Origin of the sequence: Couchioplanes caeruleus, assembly GCF_023499255.1 — a bacterium.
GTDB classification, from domain to species: domain Bacteria; phylum Actinomycetota; class Actinomycetes; order Mycobacteriales; family Micromonosporaceae; genus Actinoplanes; species Actinoplanes caeruleus_A.
Genome location: NZ_CP092183.1, coordinates 6,465,555 through 6,486,434, shown reverse-complemented (window position 1 = coordinate 6,486,434; position 20,880 = coordinate 6,465,555). Strand labels below are relative to the sequence as shown.

The 20,880-nt window shown below is 74.3% G+C and carries 18 protein-coding genes and 1 pseudogene; 8 read left to right on the top strand and 11 right to left on the bottom strand.

The genetic code is table 11. The features are described from left to right. Nucleotides 1-41: 41 nt before the first annotated feature. A complete protein-coding gene (locus COUCH_RS29885) occupies nt 42-1,037 on the top strand; it encodes a Gfo/Idh/MocA family oxidoreductase (protein ID WP_249608543.1) in 996 nt (331 codons plus the stop codon). Further along, nucleotides 1,034-1,810, top strand: a complete 777-nt coding sequence (locus tag COUCH_RS29880; RefSeq protein WP_249608542.1) for a TIM barrel protein — start codon at nt 1,034-1,036, stop codon at nt 1,808-1,810. Before COUCH_RS29885 ends, COUCH_RS29880 begins: the two co-directional genes overlap by 4 nt. Here the strand turns inward: COUCH_RS29880 and COUCH_RS29875 are convergent. Then, nucleotides 1,803-2,870: an erythromycin esterase family protein gene (locus COUCH_RS29875; protein WP_249608541.1), complete on the bottom strand. Its 1,068-nt coding sequence runs from the start codon at nt 2,868-2,870 to the stop codon at nt 1,803-1,805. The two genes, COUCH_RS29880 and COUCH_RS29875, sit on opposite strands and share 8 nt — an antisense overlap. Before the next feature lie 88 nt (nt 2,871-2,958). Here COUCH_RS29875 and COUCH_RS29870 point away from each other — a divergent pair, with 88 nt between their 5' ends. Both COUCH_RS29870 and COUCH_RS29865 read left to right on the top strand, forming a co-directional pair. After that, nucleotides 2,959-3,129, top strand: coding sequence for a hypothetical protein (locus tag COUCH_RS29870; RefSeq protein WP_249608540.1), 171 nt, complete (start codon nt 2,959-2,961; stop codon nt 3,127-3,129). Further along, on the top strand, nt 3,130-3,684 hold the full coding sequence (locus COUCH_RS29865; RefSeq protein ID WP_249608539.1) for a GNAT family N-acetyltransferase: 555 nt from the start codon (nt 3,130-3,132) through the stop codon (nt 3,682-3,684). Nucleotides 3,685-3,693: 9 nt separating this feature from the next. Here COUCH_RS29865 and COUCH_RS29860 read toward each other — a convergent pair whose 3' ends face one another. The 9 genes from COUCH_RS29860 to COUCH_RS29820 all read right to left on the bottom strand — a co-directional run bounded on the left by COUCH_RS29860 (nt 3,694) and on the right by COUCH_RS29820 (nt 12,995). Then, nucleotides 3,694-5,133 (bottom strand): phytoene desaturase family protein, encoded by a 1,440-nt coding sequence (locus COUCH_RS29860; RefSeq protein ID WP_249608538.1) that lies wholly within the window; start codon nt 5,131-5,133, stop codon nt 3,694-3,696. After that, nucleotides 5,130-6,224, bottom strand: a complete 1,095-nt coding sequence (locus COUCH_RS29855) for a glycosyltransferase (protein WP_249608537.1) — start codon at nt 6,222-6,224, stop codon at nt 5,130-5,132. The genes COUCH_RS29860 and COUCH_RS29855 overlap by 4 nt, the downstream gene beginning before the upstream one ends. Next, nucleotides 6,221-7,048, bottom strand: a complete 828-nt coding sequence (locus tag COUCH_RS29850; protein WP_249608536.1) for a carotenoid biosynthesis protein — start codon at nt 7,046-7,048, stop codon at nt 6,221-6,223. Before COUCH_RS29850 ends, COUCH_RS29855 begins: the two co-directional genes overlap by 4 nt. Next, complete coding sequence (locus tag COUCH_RS29845; RefSeq protein WP_249608535.1) at nt 7,035-7,616, bottom strand: GNAT family N-acetyltransferase; 582 nt, start codon at nt 7,614-7,616, stop codon at nt 7,035-7,037. The genes COUCH_RS29850 and COUCH_RS29845 overlap by 14 nt, the downstream gene beginning before the upstream one ends. Continuing rightward, a complete protein-coding gene (locus COUCH_RS29840; RefSeq protein ID WP_249608534.1) occupies nt 7,613-8,314 on the bottom strand; it encodes a monooxygenase in 702 nt (233 codons plus the stop codon). The genes COUCH_RS29845 and COUCH_RS29840 overlap by 4 nt, the downstream gene beginning before the upstream one ends. 47 nt (nt 8,315-8,361) lie before the next feature. Next, entirely contained in the window at nt 8,362-9,855 is a 1,494-nt protein-coding gene (locus tag COUCH_RS29835; protein WP_249608533.1) for a glycosyltransferase family 39 protein, read from the bottom strand. Between the two features lie 386 nt (nt 9,856-10,241). Further along, entirely contained in the window at nt 10,242-10,730 is a 489-nt protein-coding gene (locus tag COUCH_RS29830) for a YbaK/EbsC family protein (RefSeq protein WP_249613848.1), read from the bottom strand. Nucleotides 10,731-10,755: 25 nt separating this feature from the next. Next, entirely contained in the window at nt 10,756-12,111 is a 1,356-nt protein-coding gene (locus COUCH_RS29825) for a ferredoxin reductase family protein (protein ID WP_249608532.1), read from the bottom strand. A 68-nt stretch (nt 12,112-12,179) separates the two neighbouring features. Then, on the bottom strand, nt 12,180-12,995 hold the full coding sequence (locus tag COUCH_RS29820; protein ID WP_249608531.1) for an SDR family NAD(P)-dependent oxidoreductase: 816 nt from the start codon (nt 12,993-12,995) through the stop codon (nt 12,180-12,182). Between the two features lie 57 nt (nt 12,996-13,052). On the opposite strand from COUCH_RS29820, the gene COUCH_RS29815 reads away from it, so the two are divergent. Next, on the top strand, nt 13,053-15,020 hold the full coding sequence (locus tag COUCH_RS29815) for an amino acid transporter (protein ID WP_249608530.1): 1,968 nt from the start codon (nt 13,053-13,055) through the stop codon (nt 15,018-15,020). An 18-nt stretch (nt 15,021-15,038) separates the two neighbouring features. Here the strand turns inward: COUCH_RS29815 and COUCH_RS29810 are convergent, their stop codons facing one another. Then, nucleotides 15,039-15,677 (bottom strand): DNA-3-methyladenine glycosylase family protein, encoded by a 639-nt coding sequence (locus COUCH_RS29810; protein WP_249608529.1) that lies wholly within the window; start codon nt 15,675-15,677, stop codon nt 15,039-15,041. Nucleotides 15,678-16,547: 870 nt separating this feature from the next. Between COUCH_RS29810 and COUCH_RS29805 the strand changes: the two genes are divergently transcribed. The 3 genes and pseudogenes from COUCH_RS29805 to COUCH_RS29795 all read left to right on the top strand — a co-directional run bounded on the left by COUCH_RS29805 (nt 16,548) and on the right by COUCH_RS29795 (nt 20,876). Then, nucleotides 16,548-17,006: an SAV_6107 family HEPN domain-containing protein gene (locus tag COUCH_RS29805; protein WP_249613847.1), complete on the top strand. Its 459-nt coding sequence runs from the start codon at nt 16,548-16,550 to the stop codon at nt 17,004-17,006. A 1,126-nt stretch (nt 17,007-18,132) separates the two neighbouring features. Next, nucleotides 18,133-18,726, top strand: a pseudogene (locus tag COUCH_RS29800) (hypothetical protein); the annotation flags it as partial. Nucleotides 18,727-19,091: 365 nt separating this feature from the next. Continuing rightward, complete coding sequence (locus COUCH_RS29795) at nt 19,092-20,876, top strand: DNA polymerase Y family protein (RefSeq protein WP_249608528.1); 1,785 nt, start codon at nt 19,092-19,094, stop codon at nt 20,874-20,876. The last annotated feature ends 4 nt before the right edge of the window (nt 20,877-20,880 follow it).

The window sequence follows — 20,880 nt, the reverse complement described above, 5'->3', positions numbered from 1 at the left end:
AGCCTTGACGCCCGATGCCACCGTGGCCCAGGCTCGGTCGTATGGAACGTTCCAGGGACGTACGCGTGGCATTGGTCGGGGCGGGCCGGATGGGCCTGTTCCACGGAGAAACCCTGAGCCGGCGTCTGCCCGGCGCGCGGCTGGTCGCCGTCGCCGATCCGGTAAGCGGCAAGGAGCTCGACGCGGACCGCTTCTATCCCGACGCCGACGGGCTGTGGAACGACCCCGAGGTCGACGCGGTGGTGATCGCCGCCCCCGCGCGCCTGCACGCCGACCTGATCGTCGCGGCCGCGCGGGCCGGCAAGAGCGTGTTCTGCGAGAAACCGGCCGCGCTGACCCTGGCCGACGCCGACCGCGCCATCGCCGCCGCGCGGGATGCCGGTGTGGTGCTGCAGGTGGGGTTCCAACGGCGGTTCGCCGCCGACTGGGCGGCCGCGCGCGAGCTGCTGGACACCGGACAGATCGGCGTGCCACGGCTGCTGCGCTCGCTCACCCGCGACCCGGGCGGCTTCGACCCCGCCCGCGTACCGCCGGACACGATCTTCTTCGAGACGCTCATCCACGACTTCGACGTGCTGCGCTTCCTCAACCCGGGCGCGACCGCGGTGGAGGCGTATGCGACCGCCGACGCGCTGGTCGAGCCCGCCTGGCGCGACCGCGGGCTGCGCGACACGGCCGGGGTCATGGTGCGTTTCGACAACGGCGCCGTCGGCTTCGCCGAGGCGTGCTTCGAGACCGCGTACGGCCATGACGTCCGCGCCGAGGTCTTCGGCTCGGCCGGGGCCGCGACCATGGGCGACGCCCGCCGCACGGCGATGGTCCGCTCCGGCCCCGCGGGCCGCACCGTCGCGACGATGCAGAGTGATCAGGAGCTGTTCGGCGCCGCCTACGTCGCCGAGCTGGCCGCGTTCGTCGAGGCTGTCCGCACCGGCACCCCGGCTCCGGTCACCGGGGAGGACGCGCGCGCGGCCCTGACGATCGCGCTGGCCGCCGCCGAGTCCGCGGCCTCCGGCAGACCCGTGCAGGTCGCGGCATGACCGGCTTCCGCCTCGCCGTCTGCGCCGAGATGGTCTTCCTCGAGCTGCCGTTCGCCGAACGCGTCGCCCGCATCGCCGAGCTCGGCTTCGAGGCGGAGATGTGGAACTGGGCGGACAAGGACATCGACGCGCTGGTCAAGACCGGTGCCACGGTGTCGTCGATGACCGGATATCGGACCGGCACGCTCGCCGACCCGGCCGGCGCGGAGGAGCTGCTGCGGACCGCCCGGCACGCCCTGGAGGTCGCCGAGCGCCTCGACTGCCCCCGGCTGAACATCCACGGCACCGGACTGGACGGCCGGGGACTCCCCGTGGTGCCCGCCGCCGTGGTGACGCCGCAGATGTGGCTGACCGCCGCCCAGACCCTGCGCCGCCTGGCCGGCCTCGCCGAGCGCGCGGGACGCGTCTTCACGCTGGAGAACCTCAACACCGCGGTCGACCATCCCGGCACCCCGTTCGCGCGGGCCGCGGACACCCTCGCTCTGGTCGAGGCCGTCGACAGCCCGCATCTGCGGCTCAACCTGGACCTCTACCACGCCCAGATCGGCGAGGGAAACCTCGTTCAGCTCGTCGAGCAGGCGCTGCCGTTCGTCGGGGAGATCCAGGTCGCGGACGTGCCCGGGCGGCAGGAGCCGGGCACCGGCGAGATCCACTATCCCGCGATCGCGGCCGCGCTCCGCCGGCTCGGCTATGCGGGAGTGGTCGCCCTCGAAGGCTGGGCGTCCGGCGAACCGGAGGCGGCGCTGCACCGGTTCCGCGACGCTTTCACCTGAGCCCGTCGACCTGTGCGGCCGGGGAGATGCTTCCCACGTTCACCACGGCGTCGTACGCGGCCGCCAGGTCGGTCTCCTGCCAGCCGTCCAGCACCCTGATCCAGGACGCCGTCCCGAACGCGCCGCGCAGCAGCGTCCCCGGCCCCGCGGCCTCCACGCTGTCCTCCCGCGCCTCCGGGAGCGGGACCCCGACCACCGCCACGCCTCCCGGAGCGTGCGGATCACGGCGGCGGGTCGGCGTGATGCCCGTGGTCGCGGTCAGTGCGACGGGGGCGTACGCGTCGCCCAGCCGTCGGGTCAGGTGGGTGCCCATGGTCGGCACCTCGACGCCCGGCAGGGCCATCGGGGTGCGCTGGATGTGGCCGTTCGCCGCGCCCACCACCACCTTGGCGCCGGATTCGACCAGGTCCAGGACCGTCTCGGCCATGCCCAGGTCGCGCGCTGCGACGTTGCCGCGCAGCAGCTGGTCCAGCAGGACGACGAGCCGCACCTCGCGCCGCGCCGTGGGGTCCGGGGCGCCGGTGCCGACGCGTACGGTCAGGTCCGCCAGCAGTGCGGTGATCCGGTCGCGGTCCGGCTGGGGCATCGCGGCGTAGGCGGCGTAGGCCGACAGGCCCGGCTCCTTCGCGTACGTCTCGACGAGCGCGATGATCTCGTCGACGGGGGGCAGGTCGCGCAGATGGAGCAGGCCGGGCAGGGGCGAGGTGGCCGAGCCCGGCACGTCGATGCCGCTGAAGCGCACGCCCGCCGACCGCATCCACAACAGGTGCTCGCGCATCTCGGCGCACTGACCCATCCGGTACGTGATGTGCCGCTCGGCCAGGTCGTCGAGGTCGCCGGGGCCGCCGCGCACCCACGCGTCCACCGCGAGGCCCTCGCTGAAGCCGGACTCCATCGCGAACACCGAGAAGCCGTGCCGCTCCACGAGGATCCGGGTGAGCCGGTGCCGGACGTCGTGATACTCGCGGACGTGGTGGGCACTCTCGCCGATGGCGACCACCTTCGCGTCGCGGACGAGCTCGGCCAGCGGTTCCAGGTCATCCAGCGGCAGAAAAGGCACGCGCAGACCTTACCGACGCGTGGAACTGCCGTCCTACAGTCGTCAGATGCGGTCTCCCCGCGAAGAGCTGCGTGGAAGGGAGATGCCCGTGCCCAGGAAACGGAAGCGCCGGGAAAGCGACGGGGAAGTGTCCTCGTTCCGGCGGGAAGGCCCGGACGACGACACCGGCGGTGGCGCGCCGCTCCGGGAGCCCCGGCGCCCGAAGCCGAAGGACTCCAGCGGAGCCGCCGCCGCTGTGCTCGACTACCAGGACGCCTGAGTGCCGGTGCCGGATCCCGGCCTCGCCGACCTCGAGGTGCCGACGGAACGACTCGTGCTGCGACCGTGGCGCCAGGGTGATCTCGGTGCGCTCGCACAGGCCGCGGCGGATTCGTACATCGCTTCCATCACGTCGGTTCCGGAGCCGTACACGGTGGAGGCCGGACAGGCGTTCCTGCGCCGGATGACGGAGTTGTCGGCCAGCGGCGTCACGGTGCCGCGCGCGGTGGCGGAGCGGGCCACCGGCACGGTCGTCGGGCATGTCAGCCTGCGCCTGCGCGACCTCGATCTGGGCCGCGCCGGGCTCGGGTACTGGATGCTGCCGCCGGCGCGGGGCCGGGGGCTGGCGCGCGAGGCGGTGGCGGGACTCACCGAGTGGGCGTTCCGCAGGCTCGGGGTGTGGCGGGCCGAGCTGTGCATCGAGCCGTGGAACGACGCCTCGAAACGGGTCGCGCTGGGGGCCGGGTACGAACGGGAGGGGTTGCTGCGCAGCTATCAGGTCATGGGCGGCCGCCGGTGCGACGTGGAGATGTACGCCCGGGTCCGCGACCGCTGAGCGGCGGCCTCAGGCCGGCCCGATCGCGTCGGCGACGATCTTGGCTGAGAGGGTGACCATCGGGAGGCCACCACCGGGGTGGGTCGAACCGCCCACGAGGTACAGCCCGCCCACCGGCCCCCGGTTGCCCGGCCGCAGCAGCCCTCCGGCCGTACCGTAGATCGCCCCGCCGGGTGCGCCCGTGGCCGCGGCCAGGTCGGCGGGCGTGCGGGTCTCCACGAATGCCAGGCGGTCGCGGACGTCGAAGCCGCGCGCCGCGAGGATGTCCAGGATGTGGTCCGCGTACGCCGCCGCGAGGCCGGGGCGCTGCCAGTCCACGGCGCCCGGCGCGCGGCCGTGCCGGGGCGCGTTCACCAGGACGAACCACGCCTCCGTGCCCGGCGGGTGGACGGCGGGGTCCTCGGCCCGGGTGACGAAGACGGCCGGGTCCGACGGCGGCCGGGCGCGGCGGCCGTGGGCGGGGTCGCCGAAGACCGCGTCGAACTCGGCGTCGTAGTCGCGCGGGAAGAGGACCGTGTGATGGGCGAGCTGCGAGGTCTCGCCGCGGACGCCCAGCAGCAGCACGAACCCGGCCAGGCTGCGGTCGGACAGGCCGGCGAGGCGCGACGGCGACGGCAGCAGGTCCCGGTACAGCGTCGCAGCGTCCACATCGGACACGACGAGGTCCGCCGGGACGTCGGAACCCGCCACCGAGATGCCGGTCACGCGGCCGGCGGACGTACGGATGGCGGTCACCGGGGCGGACGTGTGGATCGTGACGCCCAGGGCGCGGCAGCGGTCGAGCAGGGCGGACCCGAGCACGCCGAGGCCGCCGGGCAGGTACCAGCCGCCGAAGGCCAGCTCCGCGTACGGGATCGCGGCCAGCGCCGCCGGGGCGCGACGCGGGTCGGCGCCGGTGTACGTCGCGTACCGGTCGAGCATCATCCGCAGCCGCCAGTCGCGCAGATAGTGGCGGCCGAGCGTGCGCAGCGAGCGGCCCGGCGCGATCGCGGCGAGGTCGCCGAGGCGCCACGACAGCCGCGCCAGCGTGGCCGGGGACACCTCGCGCTGCAGCACCGAGCGCCACGACGCGGCCCAGATCCGTTCGGCGCGCTTCCAGAAGCGGGCCCAGTCCGCCGCCGCGGCCGCCCCGAACGCGTCGGTGATCCGCTCGCGGAACACCTCCGGATCGGATGATGAGTCGAGCACGGACCCGTCGGGGAACACGTGGCGCACCACGGGGTCCAGCGGCACCGGGTCGAGCGTCAGCCCGAGATCGGTGAAGACCTGGGGGAGCGTGAGCAGGCTCGGGCCGGTGTCGAAGAGGTAACCGTCGCGCTCGTACCGGCCGAGCTTGCCGCCGACCTCGGGCGCCTGCTCGTACACCGCGACCTTGTGACCGGCCGCCGCCAGCCGGGCCGCCGCGGCGAGCCCGCCGACCCCCGCGCCGATCACCGCTATTTCGCTCATACCGGCCGTCCCCGCCAGCTCAGGGCGCCGCGCCGGCGCAACACGAACGACCGGGCGGCCAGCCACCCGAACACCAGGATCGAGACCGGCTGCGCCAGGGGATCGGGCCAGGTCCGCCCGCCCGTCGCGGCCGCGGAGATCACCCTTCCGGCAACACCCAGGAGGTACGCGGACAGCGTCACCAACGCAAGATCCACCCTTGCGGACATCAGGAGCGGGATCGCGGTCACGGGCGGCGCCGCGTACAGCAGGACCAGCAGGAGCACGACGGCAGCTGCACCGGGCAGCGACCCGAACGACGCCCACAGCGACTTGCTGTAACCGTCCACCAGCTCCCGCCACGACGCGTACATGTGGCACTGCGCCAGCCGTGACCCGTCGGCGAGGGCGATCCGGCCGCCGGAGCGCTTGACCGCCCGCGCCAGCCCGATGTCCTCGAGCACGTCGTCGCGCACGGCCGCGTGCCCGCCGGCCCGCTCGTAGCCGGCCCGGTCGGCGACCAGCCACTGCCCGCCCGCCGCCGCCAGCGACGGCCGGGGCGAGCGTTCCATCAGCCGCAGCGGCAGGAACGTCAACCACGACCACTGCAGCAGCGGCTGCACGAGCCGCCCGGCCCCGGTGATCCGCGGGTACGGCGACAGCAGCGTGACCTGCGCCGAACGCAGCAGCGCGACCCCGCCCGCGACGGCGTCCGGAGCCAGCACCACGTCGGCGTCGACGAAGACGAGCACGTCGCTGCCCGGAGCCGCGGCGGCCAGTTGCGCGCAGGCGTGCGGCTTGCCGAGCCATCCGGCGGGCAGCGGCGCGCCGGTCAGCAGCCGTACCTTGTCGCCGGCGACCCGGCGCACCACCTCGGCCGTGCCGTCGGCCGACCCGTCGTCCAGCACGACGATCTCCAGCTCGGGGACGCCCCGCTGACCGAGCAGCGACTCCAGGCACGGCGTCACCCGGTCGGCCTCGTCACGCAGCGGCAGCAGCACCGCCACGCGCTCGGTGACCGCGGCGCCGCGGGGCGGCCGGCGCAGCAGCATCGCGTTGACGAGCGTGTGGCCGGTCAGCGCGAGCCACGGCAGCAGGGCGAGCCAGATCATGCGCGTCGCCCCGGCCGGGGCAGTCCGTCCTTCGCGGCGCGCAACGCCGGGAGCAGCGGCAGCACGACCGCGCCCATGAGGACGCCGCCCCAGAGCGCGGACCAGGGCAGCCCCAGGAACACCGCGTGGGCGAGCACCGAGGAAGCGTACGTCCACAGCCACAGCGCGATCATGGGGGCGTCCCCGCCGAGCGCCCGCCCGCCCGACGGGCCGGCGGCCGACGCGAGAACCGCCATCAGCACGAGCGCGAAACCGAGCCACCCCAGATAGTTGCCCACCGGGATGCCCGGCACTCCCGGCAGCGCCGGCGTCGGCGACTGCCACACCCAGTAGCCCTCGGCGACCATCTGCGGATCCAGGAACAGGTCCCACGCCGCCAGCCCGGCCGCCGCCAGCGCGACCCGGGCCGCGCGCGACCGGGCGAGCCGCAGCGCCGCGAGCCACGCCGGCCACGCCATCCACGTCCACGCCAGCGGGATGATCAGCGGTACGCCGAGCACCTTCGGGCCGAGCTGGCCGGAGTAGTCGTACGTGCCGAACGGGAACCCGGTCGCCACCCCGACCGCCTCCACCGCGAACCCGCCCAGCGTGGCCGTACCCACCAGCGCGGCCGCGGCGCGTGGACCCCGGCTGAGCAGCGCGTGACCCACCGACAGCAGGTAGCCCAGCACCACCGTGGTCACGGTCAGCCCGGCGCGTACGCCTCCCGAGGTCAGCGGATAGCAGATCTGGACCAGGACGAGCGCGCCGAGCAGCGCCCACGACGGCCACTCAGCCGCGGGGACGGCCGGGCGCGCCCACGACGACCGCTCAGATGCCGACAATGCCCGGTGCGTCCTCGGCCGGGGCGCGCTCGGTCAGCGGCAGGCCGCGCCCGAGGATGGCGAACGCTCGCTCGTCACCCGGGAACATGAAGTCGCGCAGCACGTCCTCGAAGCCGAAGCGCCGGTACAGCCGCCAGGCCCGGGACTGCTCCTCGTCGGCCTCGGGCGTCGACAGCAGCACGGTCTTCCCGTCCGCCATCGACAGCAGGGCGCGCAGCTGGCGGGCGCCGATGCCGTGGCCCTGGGCGCTCGGGCGCACGTGCAGCTCGACCACCTCGAAGCAGTCGGACAGCCAGCGCCGCCGGGCGGACTCGTCCAGCGACGAACGGACCTGGTCGTGCCACCACTGGCCGGGACCGGACGCGTACCCGTACCCGAACCCGGCGAGGTGCCCGTCGGTGGTCAGGGTGGCGACCGCCCGGAAGCCGGCGCGGCGTACGTGCGCGCCGATGTACCCGCGGCGGGTCTGCAGCAGCTCGGCGCGGTAACCCATCGCCTCGCCGTACACGCTCACCACGTCGTCCAGCCGCCGGAGCATGTCGTCCGGCTGCCAGGGGACGAGCCTCATCGCTCTCCTTCCCGCCAGCCCAGTACGGCCCTGTCGCCGCTGATGCCGCGCACCGCGAACCGGGCGAACAGGTCCTCCGCGTACCAGCGGACCTCCCGCGTCCGCGCGATCACCGCGCGATGCTCCGGCTGACGGTACGCGAACCGGGTGAGATCCGCCGCGCTGCGCCACACGCTGACCGTGCCCTGCCAGACCACCGGCGCCTCGCCGACACCGAAGCGTGCGAGCAGCCCCGGCGCGGCGGCGAGCTCGCGGGCGATCGGCGGCACCGCACGCCAGAACGTCAGCGCCCGGGCGGGCCGCAGCCGGGCCCGGGTCAGCGCCAGCACCATGCCGTCGTGCCGCCCGTCCGACGGCTCGCCGAACGGCGTCACTCCCGACCAGCGGCCGTGGCTGGTCAGGGGCGTGAGGTCCACCCGTGCGGAAGCCGAGGAGATCCGGTCCCAGGCCGCGCCGATCGCGCCCAGGTCGCCGCCGTCCGGGCCGTCCCAGGCGACCACGGCCGCGTACCGGGTCAGGTCCGAGTCGCCGGGCCCGAAGGTCGTCCCGGTCCCGGTGCCGAGCAGCCGGCCGAACCGCGCCCCGGGCACCCGCCGCAACCGGCGCGGATCCACCGCCATCCGGACGAAAGCGTGCCCGACGTCCCGCCGCGGGACCCGCCACACGTGCAGCGTGACCAGCGGCGGTACGGACGTCATCCCGTCACGCTACCCAGGCCGCGCGGCATCACGCCTGGGCGGGCCGGCTACTTGCGCGGAGGCTTCCGGACGAGTTCGGTGACCCAGACCCGATGGAATTCGACATGCAGCACGATGTCGTAGCGGCGCTGGACCGCCTTCTGCTGGTAGCCGGGCAGCGGCCAGAACGGGCTCAGGCCGCTCGGGTCCGTGGACACCAGCCAGATCCGCTTGGTGTCGGCCAGGCACACGGCGGTCGGCAGGCAGGGCGGGTGCTCCCACGACCACGCCTCGTCCGGCGGCTGGTCGACGAGGATCTCCTGCGGCTGCTGCTCGCGCGGCTGGTGGCGCCACTCGTACCGGAAGCCGCGGTGGGCGTACCGGTAGCCGGTGAAGATGATCCCGTCGCCGGGTTCCTCGCGGGCGGCGATGAGCCCCGCGGCCAGCCGGAACGCGAACTCGTCCGGTTCCGCGTCGCTGCGGATGTTGCCCTGCTCCGTCCACCCGGCGAAGGTGAGCCCGGCCGCGGCCGCGACGACGACCACGACGACCTTCGCGGTCGCGGCGACCCGGCCGGAGGCGGCGGCCGAGGCCAGCCGGCGCAGCGCGAACCCGGCGAGCAGGATCCAGGCCGGAACCGTGAAGAGCATGTAGCGCGGGTAGAAGAAGTAGTACTCGTGGAATGTGTAGTACGCGACGATCGGCGGCAGCAGCGCCCACACCAGCAGCAGCCCGCCGCGGCCCTCGAACGCCAGCACGAACATCGCGCCGAGGCCGGCGGCGAGGAAGAACCCGGCCACCGCGGGGCTCATGAAGACCTCGCCGGGGAAGGCCTGCACCCGCTCCCACGTCGTGTCGGGGATCCAGTTGATCTGCGCGCCCTGGCCCTGCCCGCGCACGATCAGCGGCGAGACGGCGAGCACCGCGGCCACGACGGACAGCGGCCAGCCGAGGATCGTCCACAGCCGCCGGCGTCCCCGGGCGCGGATCACCGCCGCGATCACCACCACGAGATGGCCGGCGAGGCTCATGAGCGCCACGATGTGGCTGCAGCCGATCGCGATCACCGCCAGCGCGTACGGGATCCACCGCCACACCGTCGGGCGTTCCACCGCGCGCAGCAGCAGCCACACCGCGGTGACCGTGGCGAGCATCGCCAGCGCGTACGGGCGTGCCTCCTGCCCGTACCGGCTGATCACCGGGACCGCCGGCACCAGCAGACCCGCGATCAGGCCGGCCCGGGCGTCGAACAGCCGCCGCCCGATCAGCGCGATCACCGCCGCGGAGAACGCCATCGCCAGCGCGGCCGGCATCCGCAGCGCCGTCTCGGTGTCACCGAAGAGCGTCACCCAGCCGTGCATGAACGCGTAGTACGGGTACAGCACCACGTCGACCGTCTGCACCATCTTGCGCAGGTCGGCGAGGTCGAGCGAGGCGGCCCACCAGGTCGCGTTCTCATCGCGCCAGAGCTGCCGGGTGCCGATGTGGATGAGCATCACGGTGAGCGTGGCCGCGAACGGGAACGTCACCAGGGCCAGCGTGGGAATCAGCCTCGTCCGCATCCAGGCCCACGCCCGGCCGGCCCGGGAGGGCGGCGGCGGCGACACAGGCGGCGTGTCCTGGACCGGGGGCTCCGGGACCGCGGGGTTCCCCGGGACCTCCTCCTGGACGGCTGGCGGCTCCTGCTCCGCCGGCGGCTCCTGCTTGGCCGGCGGGGTCTGCTCCGGCTCGTCCGCCGGTGTCTGCTCCGGTGGCGGTGCCTGCTTTTCCGGCGGCGGGTCCGGGACGGTGGCAGGTGGCGCTACCGCTTCCGTTTCCGTGGCGGTATCGGCGGCCATGGTTGTCGGACTCCGAGGGGGTCAATGGGCATGGATGACGCAGTTCTCCATCTTAAGGACGCGCGCCACCTTCGCCCCTCGAGGCGGAGTTCAGTCCAGTGATCATTGACTCATGCGACGTCGGTGGGTACACCGTTGGTGACCCGCAGCAACTCCGCGTACGTGATCGGGAAGACCGCCTGCGGTACGCCACCGGCCGCCCACACCTCGTCGTACTGCGCCAGGGCCGTGTCGACCAGCGTCCTGACCGGCTTGGGATGTCCCAGCGGAGCCACCCCGCCGATCGCCTGACCGGTGTGCGCCCGGACGAACTCCGGCGTGGCCCGCCCCAGCCGGGCGACGCCGAGCCCGGCGGCGACCTTGCGCGTGTCCACCCGGTGCGCGCCGGAGGTGAGCACCAGCAGCGGCGCGCCGTCCGCCTCGAAGATCAGCGAGTTGGCGATCTGTCCGACCTCGACACCCAGGGCGGCAGCCGCGGCGGCGGCGGTGTGCACGCCTTCGTCGAACAGGACCATCTCGGGCGCGGTGCCCGCGGCGGTGCGGGCGTCGGTGGCGGCGAGCGCGGCGCGGACCGCCTGAACGTTGGGGTGGTTCTCCATCGGACCATTCTGCTCGATCATCCGCTCACCATCCGAAGCGTTCCCGGTGCAGGCGCGCCGCCGGGACCCCGGCCGCCCGGGCGGCGGCGCGGACCGCCTCGGTCCACGGACCGGGACCGCACACGTACAGGTCGTGACCGGCGATGTCCGGGGCGAGCTCGCGCAACGCCTGCGCGTCGGTGTAGTCCGCGTACTCCTCGGACAGCCAGGACGTGGGACGCGCGCGCGGGCCGATCAGCGGGATCAGCCGTACGCCGCGGCGCTGCGCCAGCCATTCGAGCTCGTCCAGGAACGCCACCTCGCGCGCGTGCCGGGCGCGGTAGATCAGCGTCGCCTGGCCGTGGCCGTACGGCAGGTCCCACAGCAGCGCCAGCAGCGGCGTGATCCCGGACCCGCACGCGAGCATCGTCACCGGCCCGCCGCGGTATGTCTCGGCCGTCAGGCGTCCGTACGGGCCCTCGATCAGCGCCCTCGTGCCCGGCCGCAGCCGCGCCACCCGGGCGCTGCCGTCGCCGAGCACCTTCACCGTGATGCGCAGCTGATCGCCGTGCGGCGGCCCGGACAGCGAGAACGGGTTCCCGCGCGACCACCCGGGCCCGTCGAGGAACCGCCAGACGAAGAACTGGCCGGCCCGCACCGGCAGGCGGTCCAGGCGCCGGCCGCGCAGGTACACCGAGACCAGCCCGTGCGCCTCCGGGACGACGTGATCGACCACCAGCCGGTGCCGGACCGTGCGCCACACCGGTATGCCGAGGCGGAAGACCAGCACGCTGCCGGCGGCCAGGGCATACAGCGTCCACCAGTACGCGCGCGCCGCCGGGCTCGCCACGAAGTCCGATCCGGCCCGCAGCTCGTGCGGCAGCGCCAGGGCGACGCCCAGGTACGCGTACAGGTGCAGCAGATGCCACGACTCGTAGCGCAACCGGCGGCGAGCCCGGCGTACCGATGTCACGACGACCAGGACGACCGCGACCAGCGCCGCCGTGGCCGGCAGCATCCCCGGGTAGTGGGCGACGAAGCGCGCGAACTGCGCGAGCGGGTCGCCGCCGGCGGCGTACGCGAGCGTCGCCAGCACGACGTGCGCCAGCAGCAGATGAAACGACGCGAAGCCGGTCCAGCGGTGCCAGCGGGCCGCCGTGTCCTGGCCGAACGCCCGTTCCACCAGCGGGATCCGGGCCATGAGCACGACCTGGAGCAGCATCAGGTCCGCCGACCACAGCGCGGCCAGCCGTCCCGCCGCGCCCAGCGCCGGCCAGCCGCCGCCGGCCGCCTGCCGCGCACCGCCGTTCGCCGCCCACACCGCGGTGACGGCGAGCATGCTCAGCGCGGCGGCGCAGCGCGCGGCCCCCGCCCACCAGCGGGACGTGGCCGGGGCGATCATGAGGCCAGAACCTACAAAGGTCCTGCGCCCGCGGGCAGCCCTTCGTGAAGAAGGTAATGAAAGTCGAACTAACGGTTATCCGCGCAGGCCCGCTCGCTGGCATCCCAGAGCCGCGCCGCCAGCGCGGGATCCGTGATCCGCGGGTCGGGCGCGGTCACCTTGTGTCCCACGTAGTAGGCGCCGTTCTGCAATTCCTCCGCCGGGGCGGTCGCCAGCCAGACCAGCAGCGCGCCCGCGTCGTGCGGGCTGGTCAGGAACGGTGCGACCTTGTAGAAGAACCGCGTCACCGCGCCCGCGCCGAAGTTGCTGCGCACCACACCGGGGTGGAACGCCACCGACAGGATGTCCGGCCACCTGCGGGCCGCCTCGGCCGTGAACAGGATGTTGGCGGCCTTGCTCGCGCCGTAGGAGCGCCACGCGTTCCACGAGGCCGGGTCGCCGGTGAAATCGTCCGGGTCGACGCGGGCCCGCTGGTGCGCCCGCGAGGAGGTGTTCACCACCCGGCCGCCGCGCAACCGCTCCCGCAGCAGGGTGGTCAGGAGAAACGGCGCGAGGTGGTTGCCCTGGACGGTCGCCTCGAAGCCGTCCACCGTCTTCCGGTACGAGCCCAGCATGCCGCCGGCGTTGTTCGCGAGCACGTCGATGACCGGGTACGTGGCCAGCAGATGGTCCGCGAGCCGCCGTACGTCGCCGAACGACTCGAAGTCGGCGCGGAACTCGTCCGGCTCGGGGCCCGTCGCGGCCGCCCGGATCTGCGCCATCGCCGCGCCCAGCCGGCCCGGATCCCGCCCGACGACCACCACCTGATCGCCCTGCGCGGCCAGCTGACCAGCGGCGGCCAGCCCCACTCCGGAGCTGGCCCCCGTCACGACGATCGTGCGCATGCCGAATCCTCCGTCCGCCGGTGCGGGTGTCGTACCCATGGTGCATCCTGACAATCGATGAGCTCCGAGATCAACGTACCGGCGTCCGTGGCGGTGCCGGCGCAGGCACCCCCGCCCGCCCACCGGGTGACCCGCTGGCTGCTGGCCAACCGGGTCCAGCCGGTCGGGCCCGAGTCGGCCGAGGACGAGGCGCACCAGCAGCCCTGGTGGAAGGTCATGGCGCTGACCGGCGTCGACTACTTCTCCACGCTGTCCTACCTGCCGGCCATCGCGGCGCTCGCCGCGGGTGCCCTCTCGCCGCTGGCCACGCTGCTGATCGTCGCGCTGACGCTGGCCGGCATGCTCCCGATGTACCGCCGGGTCGCCAAGGAGAGCCCGCACGGCCAGGGCTCGATCGCCATGCTGGAGGACCTGCTCCCGTTCTGGTACGGCAAGCTCTTCGTGCTCGTGCTGCTCGGCTTCGTCGCGACCTCGTGGATCATCACGATCACGCTGTCCGCGGCCGACGCGACCGTGCACATGTCGGAGAACCCGTACCTGCCCGGCTTCCTGCACGGGCACGCGGTGCCGATCACGGTGGTGCTGCTGCTGATCCTGGGGTTCGTCTTCCTGCTCGGCTTCCGCGAGGCCGTCCGAGTCGCGCTGCCGCTGGTGGTGATCTTCCTCGGGCTCAACGCCGCGGTGACCGTGGTCGGGCTCATCGACGTGTTCACGGTCCCGCACGCGTTCTCCGCCTGGCTCGACGGGGTAGCCGCCGGCGGCTTCGGCACGGTCTCCTCGGTGTTCCTGGCGTTCCCCGCGCTGGTGCTCGGCCTGTCCGGCTTCGAGACCGGGGTCAGCATGATGCCGCTGGTCGCCGCCGAGGGGACATCGCCCGGGCAGCGGCTCCAGGCGCGCATCCGCAACACCCGCAAGCTGCTCACCGTCGCCGCGCTGATCATGAGCGTGTACCTGCTGCTGACCAGCTTCGTCACCACGGTGCTCATCCCGCACGAGGAGTTCGAGGCGGGCGGCGGGGCCAACGGGCGCGCGCTGGCCTACCTGGCCCACGAGAAGCTCGGTGAGGCCTTCGGCACGGCGTACGACCTCAGCAGCATCCTGATCCTGTGGTTCGCCGGGGCCTCGGCGATGGCCGGCCTGATCAACATCGTGCCCCGTTACCTGCCCGGCTACGGCATGGCCCCGGACTGGTCCCGCGCCATCCGCCCGGTCGTGCTGGTCTACACCGCGATCAGCGTCGGCATCACCGTCGCCTTCGGTGCGGACGTCAACGCGCAGGCGGGCGCGTACGCGACGGGCATCCTCGCCATGATGGTCTCCGGGGCCGTCGCCGTCACCATCTCCGCCGCCCGGCGCCGGCAGCGCGGAGCCACTATCGGCTTCACCGTGCTCACGCTCGTCCTGCTGTACGCGCTCGGCGACAACATCATCGAGAAGCCCGACGGCATCACCATCTCGGCCGTCTTCATCGCGGGCATCATCGTCGTCTCGCTCGTGTCCCGGATCAGCCGCACCACCGAGCTGCGCGCAGACCGCATCGAGTTCGACGAGGCCGCCCGGACGTTCATCGCCGACTCCATCGCGTACGACGGCGAACTCAACCTCGTCGCCAACCGGCGCCAGGCCGGTGACGAGGAGGAGTACGCCGGCAAGGAACGCGAACAGCGCGGCATGAATCCCGTACCGGGCGCGGCGGACCTGCTCTTCCTCGAGATCGACGTGGTGGACCCCTCGCAGTTCAGCAACGTCCTCACGGTCCACGGCGTCGAGGTCGGCCCGTACCGCGTGCTGCGCGTGCAGAGCCCGGCGGCCCCCAACGCGATCGCGGCGGTCCTGCTCGCCCTGCGCGACGCGAGCGGCGTACGCCCGCACTGCTACTTCGAGTGGGCGGAGGGCAGCCCTCTCGCCCACCTCTTCCGCTACCTGCTGCTGGGCCGGGGCGACACGGCCCCGGTGGTCCGCGAGATCATCCGCAAGAGCGAATCCGACCCGGCCCGGCGCCCCGGCATCCACGTCGGCGGCTGACCGGCCCCGTTCCGTGGGTCAGCCGGCCGCCCGTCCCTTCGTCCCCAGGTACTGCTGCCACAGCAGGCGGGCCGCGACCGCTCGCCACGGCCGCCAAGCCTCGGCGCGCAGAACCGTCCCGGCCGGTGAGGGGAGCGCCGGCAGCTCCCACAGCTGAGCGATCCCGGCTGCCACGGCGAGGTCGCCGGCCGGCCACGCATCGGGCCGCCCCAGGGCCGACAGGCGGTAGATCGCCGCCGTCCACGGCCCGATGCCCGGCACCGCCCGCAACTGCCGATCGACGGCGTCGTCGTCCAGCCCGGTCAGCGCCTCCAGCCGCAGCGAACCGGCGACGACGGCATCGGCCACGGCCCGGGCGTACCGCGCCTTCTGCCGGCTGAATCCCGCCTCGCGCAACTGACGGTCGTCGAGCGCCAGCAGACTCTCGGCGCTGAGCGGATCGGCGATCGCCCGCAGCCGATCGAACGTCGCCCGCGCCGACGCGAGCGACACCTGCTGCTCCAGCATGATGTGCACCAGCGAGGCGAACCCGGGCGCGCGGTCCCACATCAGCGGAAATCCGTGACGTTCCGCGACGGCGGCGAAGCGGGGCTCACGAGCGGTGAGTTCGGCAACGCCGAGGCGCAGATCCGCCGGGGTCATCGGGCCGCTGAGCATGCCGTCCACGGTAATGACCCCTCCCGCCCGCTGCCCCTCACCGCCGTCCCGCCTGCCTCGGTCTCCCGTCCGCGGCCGTCTCCCGTCCGCGGTCGTCTCCCGTCCGCGGCCGTCTCGCTTGTCTTGTGTCAGTGCTGTCCCGGCCGCCTTTGCTCCTGCTGTTCGCCCGCTCGCGGCACAGCCCTTCCGGGTACCTTCCGCCGCTGCCGTCCCGGCGGTGAAGATCACCTCTGACCTGCGGCGCTGCGGCGTTGCTTTTTTGTCAGAGGGTGGTGTTACTCTCTCCAGTAGTTAGAACGAGTGTTCGATTGGTTCGAACGGCTGTTCCAGCCGGTCGGCGCCGGTCGGGCGGCCGCCCCTCCTGGCGGGCGCCGGTCCGGTCGCCTCCGGAGGGCGGCCGGGCCGGACCGGTCGGCTTCGGGCTGACTGATCGGGTTCCGCGTTCGCGGCGTGGTTCCCGGGTGTGACGCCCGCGAAGCGTCGCACCGCAGGTCCGGGCATTCGCGGGTCCGGGCCGCAACAGGCAGGACCGCTGTCCGCCACCCTCGACCCCCGGGTGGCGGGCGGCGGACCCGCCGGCGCAAGTCCGGCCGGGTGTGGTGTGGGGAAGCTTCACACCCGGCCGGCGGCACCACGCTGTGCCTTCCTCAGCAGCGACCGGTTCGACCAGCACGTCGGATGCGACACACGCGAGGAGAGACCATGGTGAGCAACCCGGCACCGGGCCTGAGACACCCCGTTCCGCAGGCGCGCCCCGCGGTGCCCGAGCCCCGGGACGCCGGTTCACCCCGTGCGGTGCCCGAACCCTGGGATGCCCGCTCGCCCGGGACGTCCGGGGCGCCCGCCGAGCCTGGCCCGCGAGCGTACGGCCTGGCCCACGCTCCCACGGCCGGCACCCAGGCGGCGCCCACGATCCCCGCCAACCTCCTGCCCAACCGCACCCCGGCCCAGCTGCTCGCCATCGCGCGCCAGGGCCTCGCGGAAGCGGCCCGCACCCGCCCCGACGGCCTGCGCTACGCGGCCGCCCACCTCGCGGCCCTCCGAGCGGCCGCCGCCGTGCTCGCCGCCCGTGCCAGACCCGCCGCACCCACCCGCCGCAACCGCGTCACCAGCACCTGGTCCCTCCTGGTCCTGGTGGCGCCCGAGTTCGGCGACTGGGCCAGCTACTTCGCCCTCGGCGCCACCAAACGGGCAGCCGCCGAGGCCGGCATCCCCCGCGTGGTCACGGCCCGCGAGGCGGACGACCTCCTGACGGCGGCGGAGACCTTCGTGTCCCTGGTGCAGGCAGCCCTCGGCCTGGCATACCAACCCAGCCTCGAAGCCGCCTGACCGCCTCACCCGAGCCGTCGCAGCACGGCCTTGCTCGCTCGCGGTGCTGCGTCCTGCTCGGCGGGCGCCCACGGCCGTCTTGCTCGGCGGGTGCCCGCGGCCTCCGGAACCGTCATCGCTCTCCTCGCCCGCGGTCCGGCGACGGTGGCTGCGTCCACCGCGCACTCGCCGCGCGAACGGAGGGCTCTCGGTCCACCCACCCGGCGAGCGAGTGCCCTCGGTTCATCCGGCGCGTGAGCGAGGGGTGCTGGGTTCATCCGGCCCGTGAGCCAGGGGTGCTGGGTTCATCCGGCGCGTGAGCAAGGGGTGCTCGGTTCACTCGAGCCTTGTTCAAGGCGATCGGGCGGCCGTCTCCGAGCGGCAGTCTCGTCAGCGCGGACCATCGCCCGGTGCGGCAGGTGGCTGAGCCGAGAGGACCGCATCGGCGAGGCGGGGTGTATCGGAGTCGCGCGAGCGGCATGAGCGGCCGGCCGGACCAGGCAGGGACCTGTCCGACCCGGCGGATCCATAAAGATCAACTTCAGTGAGTGCACAGCGGGGCGGGACGATGGCCGGGCGCATGATCAACAGTGCTGCGGCTCTTGCTGAGCTGGTACGGCCGGCCGGGGAGACCGGCGAGAGCGGGATGCACCGGGTGCTGCCGGTGCATGCCGAACTGGGCGAACTGCTCCCGGGCCGCGGACTGCGCCGGGGCAGCACGGTCGCGGTCGGCCTCACCTTCGACACCGCCCGGCAGCCGGGAGACCGACGCGGTCCGGGAGACCTGCGCGGTCCGGGAGAGCTGCGAGGTCCGGGGGAGGGGCGCGGGTCGCGGGCGTCAGGCTTCCCGTGGAAACCGCCGGCGGAGAAGGCGTCGGGCCCGGGGGCGGGGGAAACGCCTTCCCTGCCGGAGGGTCCGTCGCGGACCGGTCCCGGGTCGGCCGGTCCCGGGTCGGCCGGTCCCGGGTCGGCCGGTCCCGGGTCGACCGGTCCCGGGTCGGCTGGGCCCGCGTCGGCTGGTCTTGCGTCGGCCGGGCCCGCATCGGCCTGGCCCTCGACGGCTGGGACCGCGCCGGCTGGGACCGCGCCGGCTGGGACCGCGTCGGCTGGGACCGCGCCGGCTGGGCGTGCGTTGGCCGGGTCGGCGGTGAGCGGGCTTTCGGCTGCCCGGCGTTCGTCGGCTGTTTCGCCGGTGGTGGGTTCCTTCCTCGGCCGGGGTTCCTCGGTGGCCGACCGGGGCCGGGCCGCCGAGCGGGTCGGTAACGGTGGTACCTCTCTTCTGCTGGCGCTTCTCTCCGCCGCCTCCCATGCCGGATCCTGGTGCGCTGTCGTCGGCGTACCCGCGCTCGGTGCGCTCGCCGCCGCGCAGAGTGGGATCGCTCTGGAGCGGTTGGCGTTGGTGCCGAATCCCGGTCCCGAGTGGCCCACCGTGGTGGCCGCGCTGATCGACGGGGTCGATGTGGTCGTGGTCGCGGTTCCCGGGCCCGTTGCGCCCTCCGTGACCAGCCGGCTCGTGGCTCGGGCCCGGCAGCGGGGGTGTGTGCTCGTGCCGTACGGGCGGTGGGACGGTGCCGACGTCACGCTGCAGGTCACCCGGGGCCGGTGGGAGGGGTTGGGGGACGGGCGGGGGCGGCTGCGGCGGCGGGAGGTGACCGTTGTCGCTCGGGGGCGGGGGGCTGCGGCCCGGCCCAAGGAGGTGACCTTCTGGATGCCGGCGGTCGCGGCGTCGCCGGTCATTCCCCCGGTTTCCGATCAGGTTGCGGCGCCGGAGGAAGGCCGGGCGGAAGGGCTGCCGGCAGGAAAGGAAGCCGGACCCGGGAGGAAAGCGGGACCGGCAAGGGGAGCGGGACCGGCGGCGGAAGCGGGACCGGCGGCGGAAGCGGGACCAGCGGAGGAAGCGGGACCGGCGGCGGAAGCGGGACCGGCGGGGAAAACGGGACCAGCAGGGGAAGCGGGACCGGCAGGGGAAACGGAACCGGCAGGGGAAGCGGGCCGGTGGAACGAAGAGGAAGCAGGCCGGGGAGGCGAAGGGGGACCAGCGGAAGAGGGTGAGGGCCGCGGACCCGGTCCTAAGCGCTGGGGTGCCCTGTCCGTCGTGGAGCCCGCATGAACGCCCCCCGGACCCTGCTGCTCTGGTGCCCCGACTGGCCGGTCATCGCCGCGGAGATCGTCGATGGGGTACGCGCCGACGGGCCCGTTGCCGTGCTGCGTGCGAATCGGGTGGTGGCGTGTTCCGAGGCGGCCCGGGCTGAGGGCGTACGGCGGGGGTTGCGGCGGCGGGAGGCGCAGGGGCGGTGCCCTCAGCTGGTTGTCGTCGAGCATGATCCGGGGCGGGATGCGCGGGCCTTCGAGCCGGTCGTCGCCGCCGTGGAGGAGGTGGCCGTCGGGGTGGAGGTGGTACGGCCGGGGGCGTGTGCGCTGGCCGCCCGGGGTCCCTCCCGGTATTTCGGGGGTGAGGAGCGGGCCGCCGAGCGGATCGTCGAGCAGGTCGCGCAGGCGTGCGCCGTGGAGGCCCAGGTGGGCATCGCCGACGGGGTGTTCGCGGCGGGGCTGGCCGCCCGGGCGGGACGGATCGTCGCTGCCGGGCGTACCCGGGAGTTTCTCGCTTCGATGACCGTCGCGGCGCTGGAGCGGCCCGCGCTGACCGACCTGTTGCGCCGGCTCGGGGTGAAGACGCTGGGTGATTTCGCCGCGCTGCCCGCGTCCGACGTGCTGAGCCGGTTCGGGTTCGACGGGGCGCTCGCGCACCGGCTCGCCGCCGGGCTGGACCATCGGCCGCTCGCCGTCCGGCAGCCGCCGCCCGACCTGGACGTGACCGACACGTACGACGAACCCCTCGAGCGGGTCGACGTGGCCGCGTTCGCCGGGCGGGCACTGGCCGAGCGGCTGCACGAGCGGCTGGCCGCGTACGGGATGGCCTGCACCCGGCTGGGCATCGAAGCCGTCACCGCCGACGGCCAGGAGTTGCACCGGGTCTGGCGGCACGACGGGTTGCTGACCGCCGCGGCGATCGCGGAGCGGGTGCGCTGGCAGCTCGACGGCTGGCTGACCGGGGCCCGGCGGGGTGGCCCGGCGCGGCCGACCGCGGGGCTGGTCCGGTTGCGGCTGGTGCCCGACGGCGTCCTCGTCCACCTGGGACTGCAGCCCGGGCTGTGGGGGGACGCGGGCGCGGAGAAGGAGCGGGCGCATCGGGCGCTGAGCCGGATCCAGGGTCTGCTGGGGCCGGAGGCGGTGGTGACCGCGGTGGTCGGCGGTGGCCGGTCCGCCGACGACCAGGTCCGGTTCGTGCCGTGGGGTGACGAGCGGGAACCGGCCCGGCCGGCCGCGCCCCAGCCCGGCCCCGCGCCCGTGGTCGTCGCCACAGCAGAGCCCGGCCCGGAGCCCGGCCCGGAGCCCGGCCCGGAGCCCGGCCCGGAGCCCGGCCCGGAGCCCGGCCCGGAGCCCGGCCCGGAGCCCGGCCCGGAGCCCGGCCCGGAGCCCGGCCCGGAGGGCTGCCCGGTGGCGGGCGCGGCAGCAGCGCCGGACCCTCGGCCCGAGCCGCGTAAGCCGCCGGAGAAGGACAAAAGGCCACCCTGGCCGGGCCGCATCCCCGGCCCGGCGCCGGCCCTGGTGCTGCCGCAGCCGGCGCCCGCGGTGGTGCTGGACGACACGGGTACGCCGCTCGGCGTGAGCGCCCGCCTCGAGCTGACCGGCCGCCCCGCGGTGCTGGTGCTGGGCGAGGAGGCCGCCGAGATCACCGGGTGGGCCGGGCCGTGGCCGGTGGACGAGCGCTGGTGGGCCGAGGGGGAGGCGCGCCGGCGGGCCCGGTTCCAGATGGCCGTGGCCGACGGCCGGGCGTTCCTGCTGTCCCTGGCGTCCGGCCACTGGGCCGTCGAAGCGATCTACGACTAGGGGG

What these genes read in the sequence shown, in the direction of transcription:
- COUCH_RS29885 (WP_249608543.1), top strand. Translation starts at nt 42, where the DNA reads ATGGAACGTTCCAGGGACGTACGCGTGGCATTGGTCGGGGCGGGCCGG.
- COUCH_RS29880 (WP_249608542.1), top strand. Translation starts at nt 1,034, where the DNA reads ATGACCGGCTTCCGCCTCGCCGTCTGCGCCGAGATGGTCTTCCTCGAG.
- COUCH_RS29860 (WP_249608538.1), bottom strand. Translation starts at nt 5,133, where the DNA reads ATGAGCGAAATAGCGGTGATCGGCGCGGGGGTCGGCGGGCTCGCCGCG.
- COUCH_RS29855 (WP_249608537.1), bottom strand. Translation starts at nt 6,224, where the DNA reads ATGATCTGGCTCGCCCTGCTGCCGTGGCTCGCGCTGACCGGCCACACG.
- COUCH_RS29845 (WP_249608535.1), bottom strand. Translation starts at nt 7,616, where the DNA reads ATGAGGCTCGTCCCCTGGCAGCCGGACGACATGCTCCGGCGGCTGGAC.
- COUCH_RS29840 (WP_249608534.1), bottom strand. Translation starts at nt 8,314, where the DNA reads ATGACGTCCGTACCGCCGCTGGTCACGCTGCACGTGTGGCGGGTCCCG.
- COUCH_RS29835 (WP_249608533.1), bottom strand. Translation starts at nt 9,855, where the DNA reads ATGCGGACGAGGCTGATTCCCACGCTGGCCCTGGTGACGTTCCCGTTC.
- COUCH_RS29830 (WP_249613848.1), bottom strand. Translation starts at nt 10,730, where the DNA reads ATGGAGAACCACCCCAACGTTCAGGCGGTCCGCGCCGCGCTCGCCGCC.
- COUCH_RS29825 (WP_249608532.1), bottom strand. Translation starts at nt 12,111, where the DNA reads ATGATCGCCCCGGCCACGTCCCGCTGGTGGGCGGGGGCCGCGCGCTGC.
- COUCH_RS29820 (WP_249608531.1), bottom strand. Translation starts at nt 12,995, where the DNA reads ATGCGCACGATCGTCGTGACGGGGGCCAGCTCCGGAGTGGGGCTGGCC.
- COUCH_RS29815 (WP_249608530.1), top strand. Translation starts at nt 13,053, where the DNA reads ATGAGCTCCGAGATCAACGTACCGGCGTCCGTGGCGGTGCCGGCGCAG.
- COUCH_RS29810 (WP_249608529.1), bottom strand. Translation starts at nt 15,677, where the DNA reads ATGCTCAGCGGCCCGATGACCCCGGCGGATCTGCGCCTCGGCGTTGCC.
- COUCH_RS29795 (WP_249608528.1), top strand. Translation starts at nt 19,092, where the DNA reads ATGAACGCCCCCCGGACCCTGCTGCTCTGGTGCCCCGACTGGCCGGTC.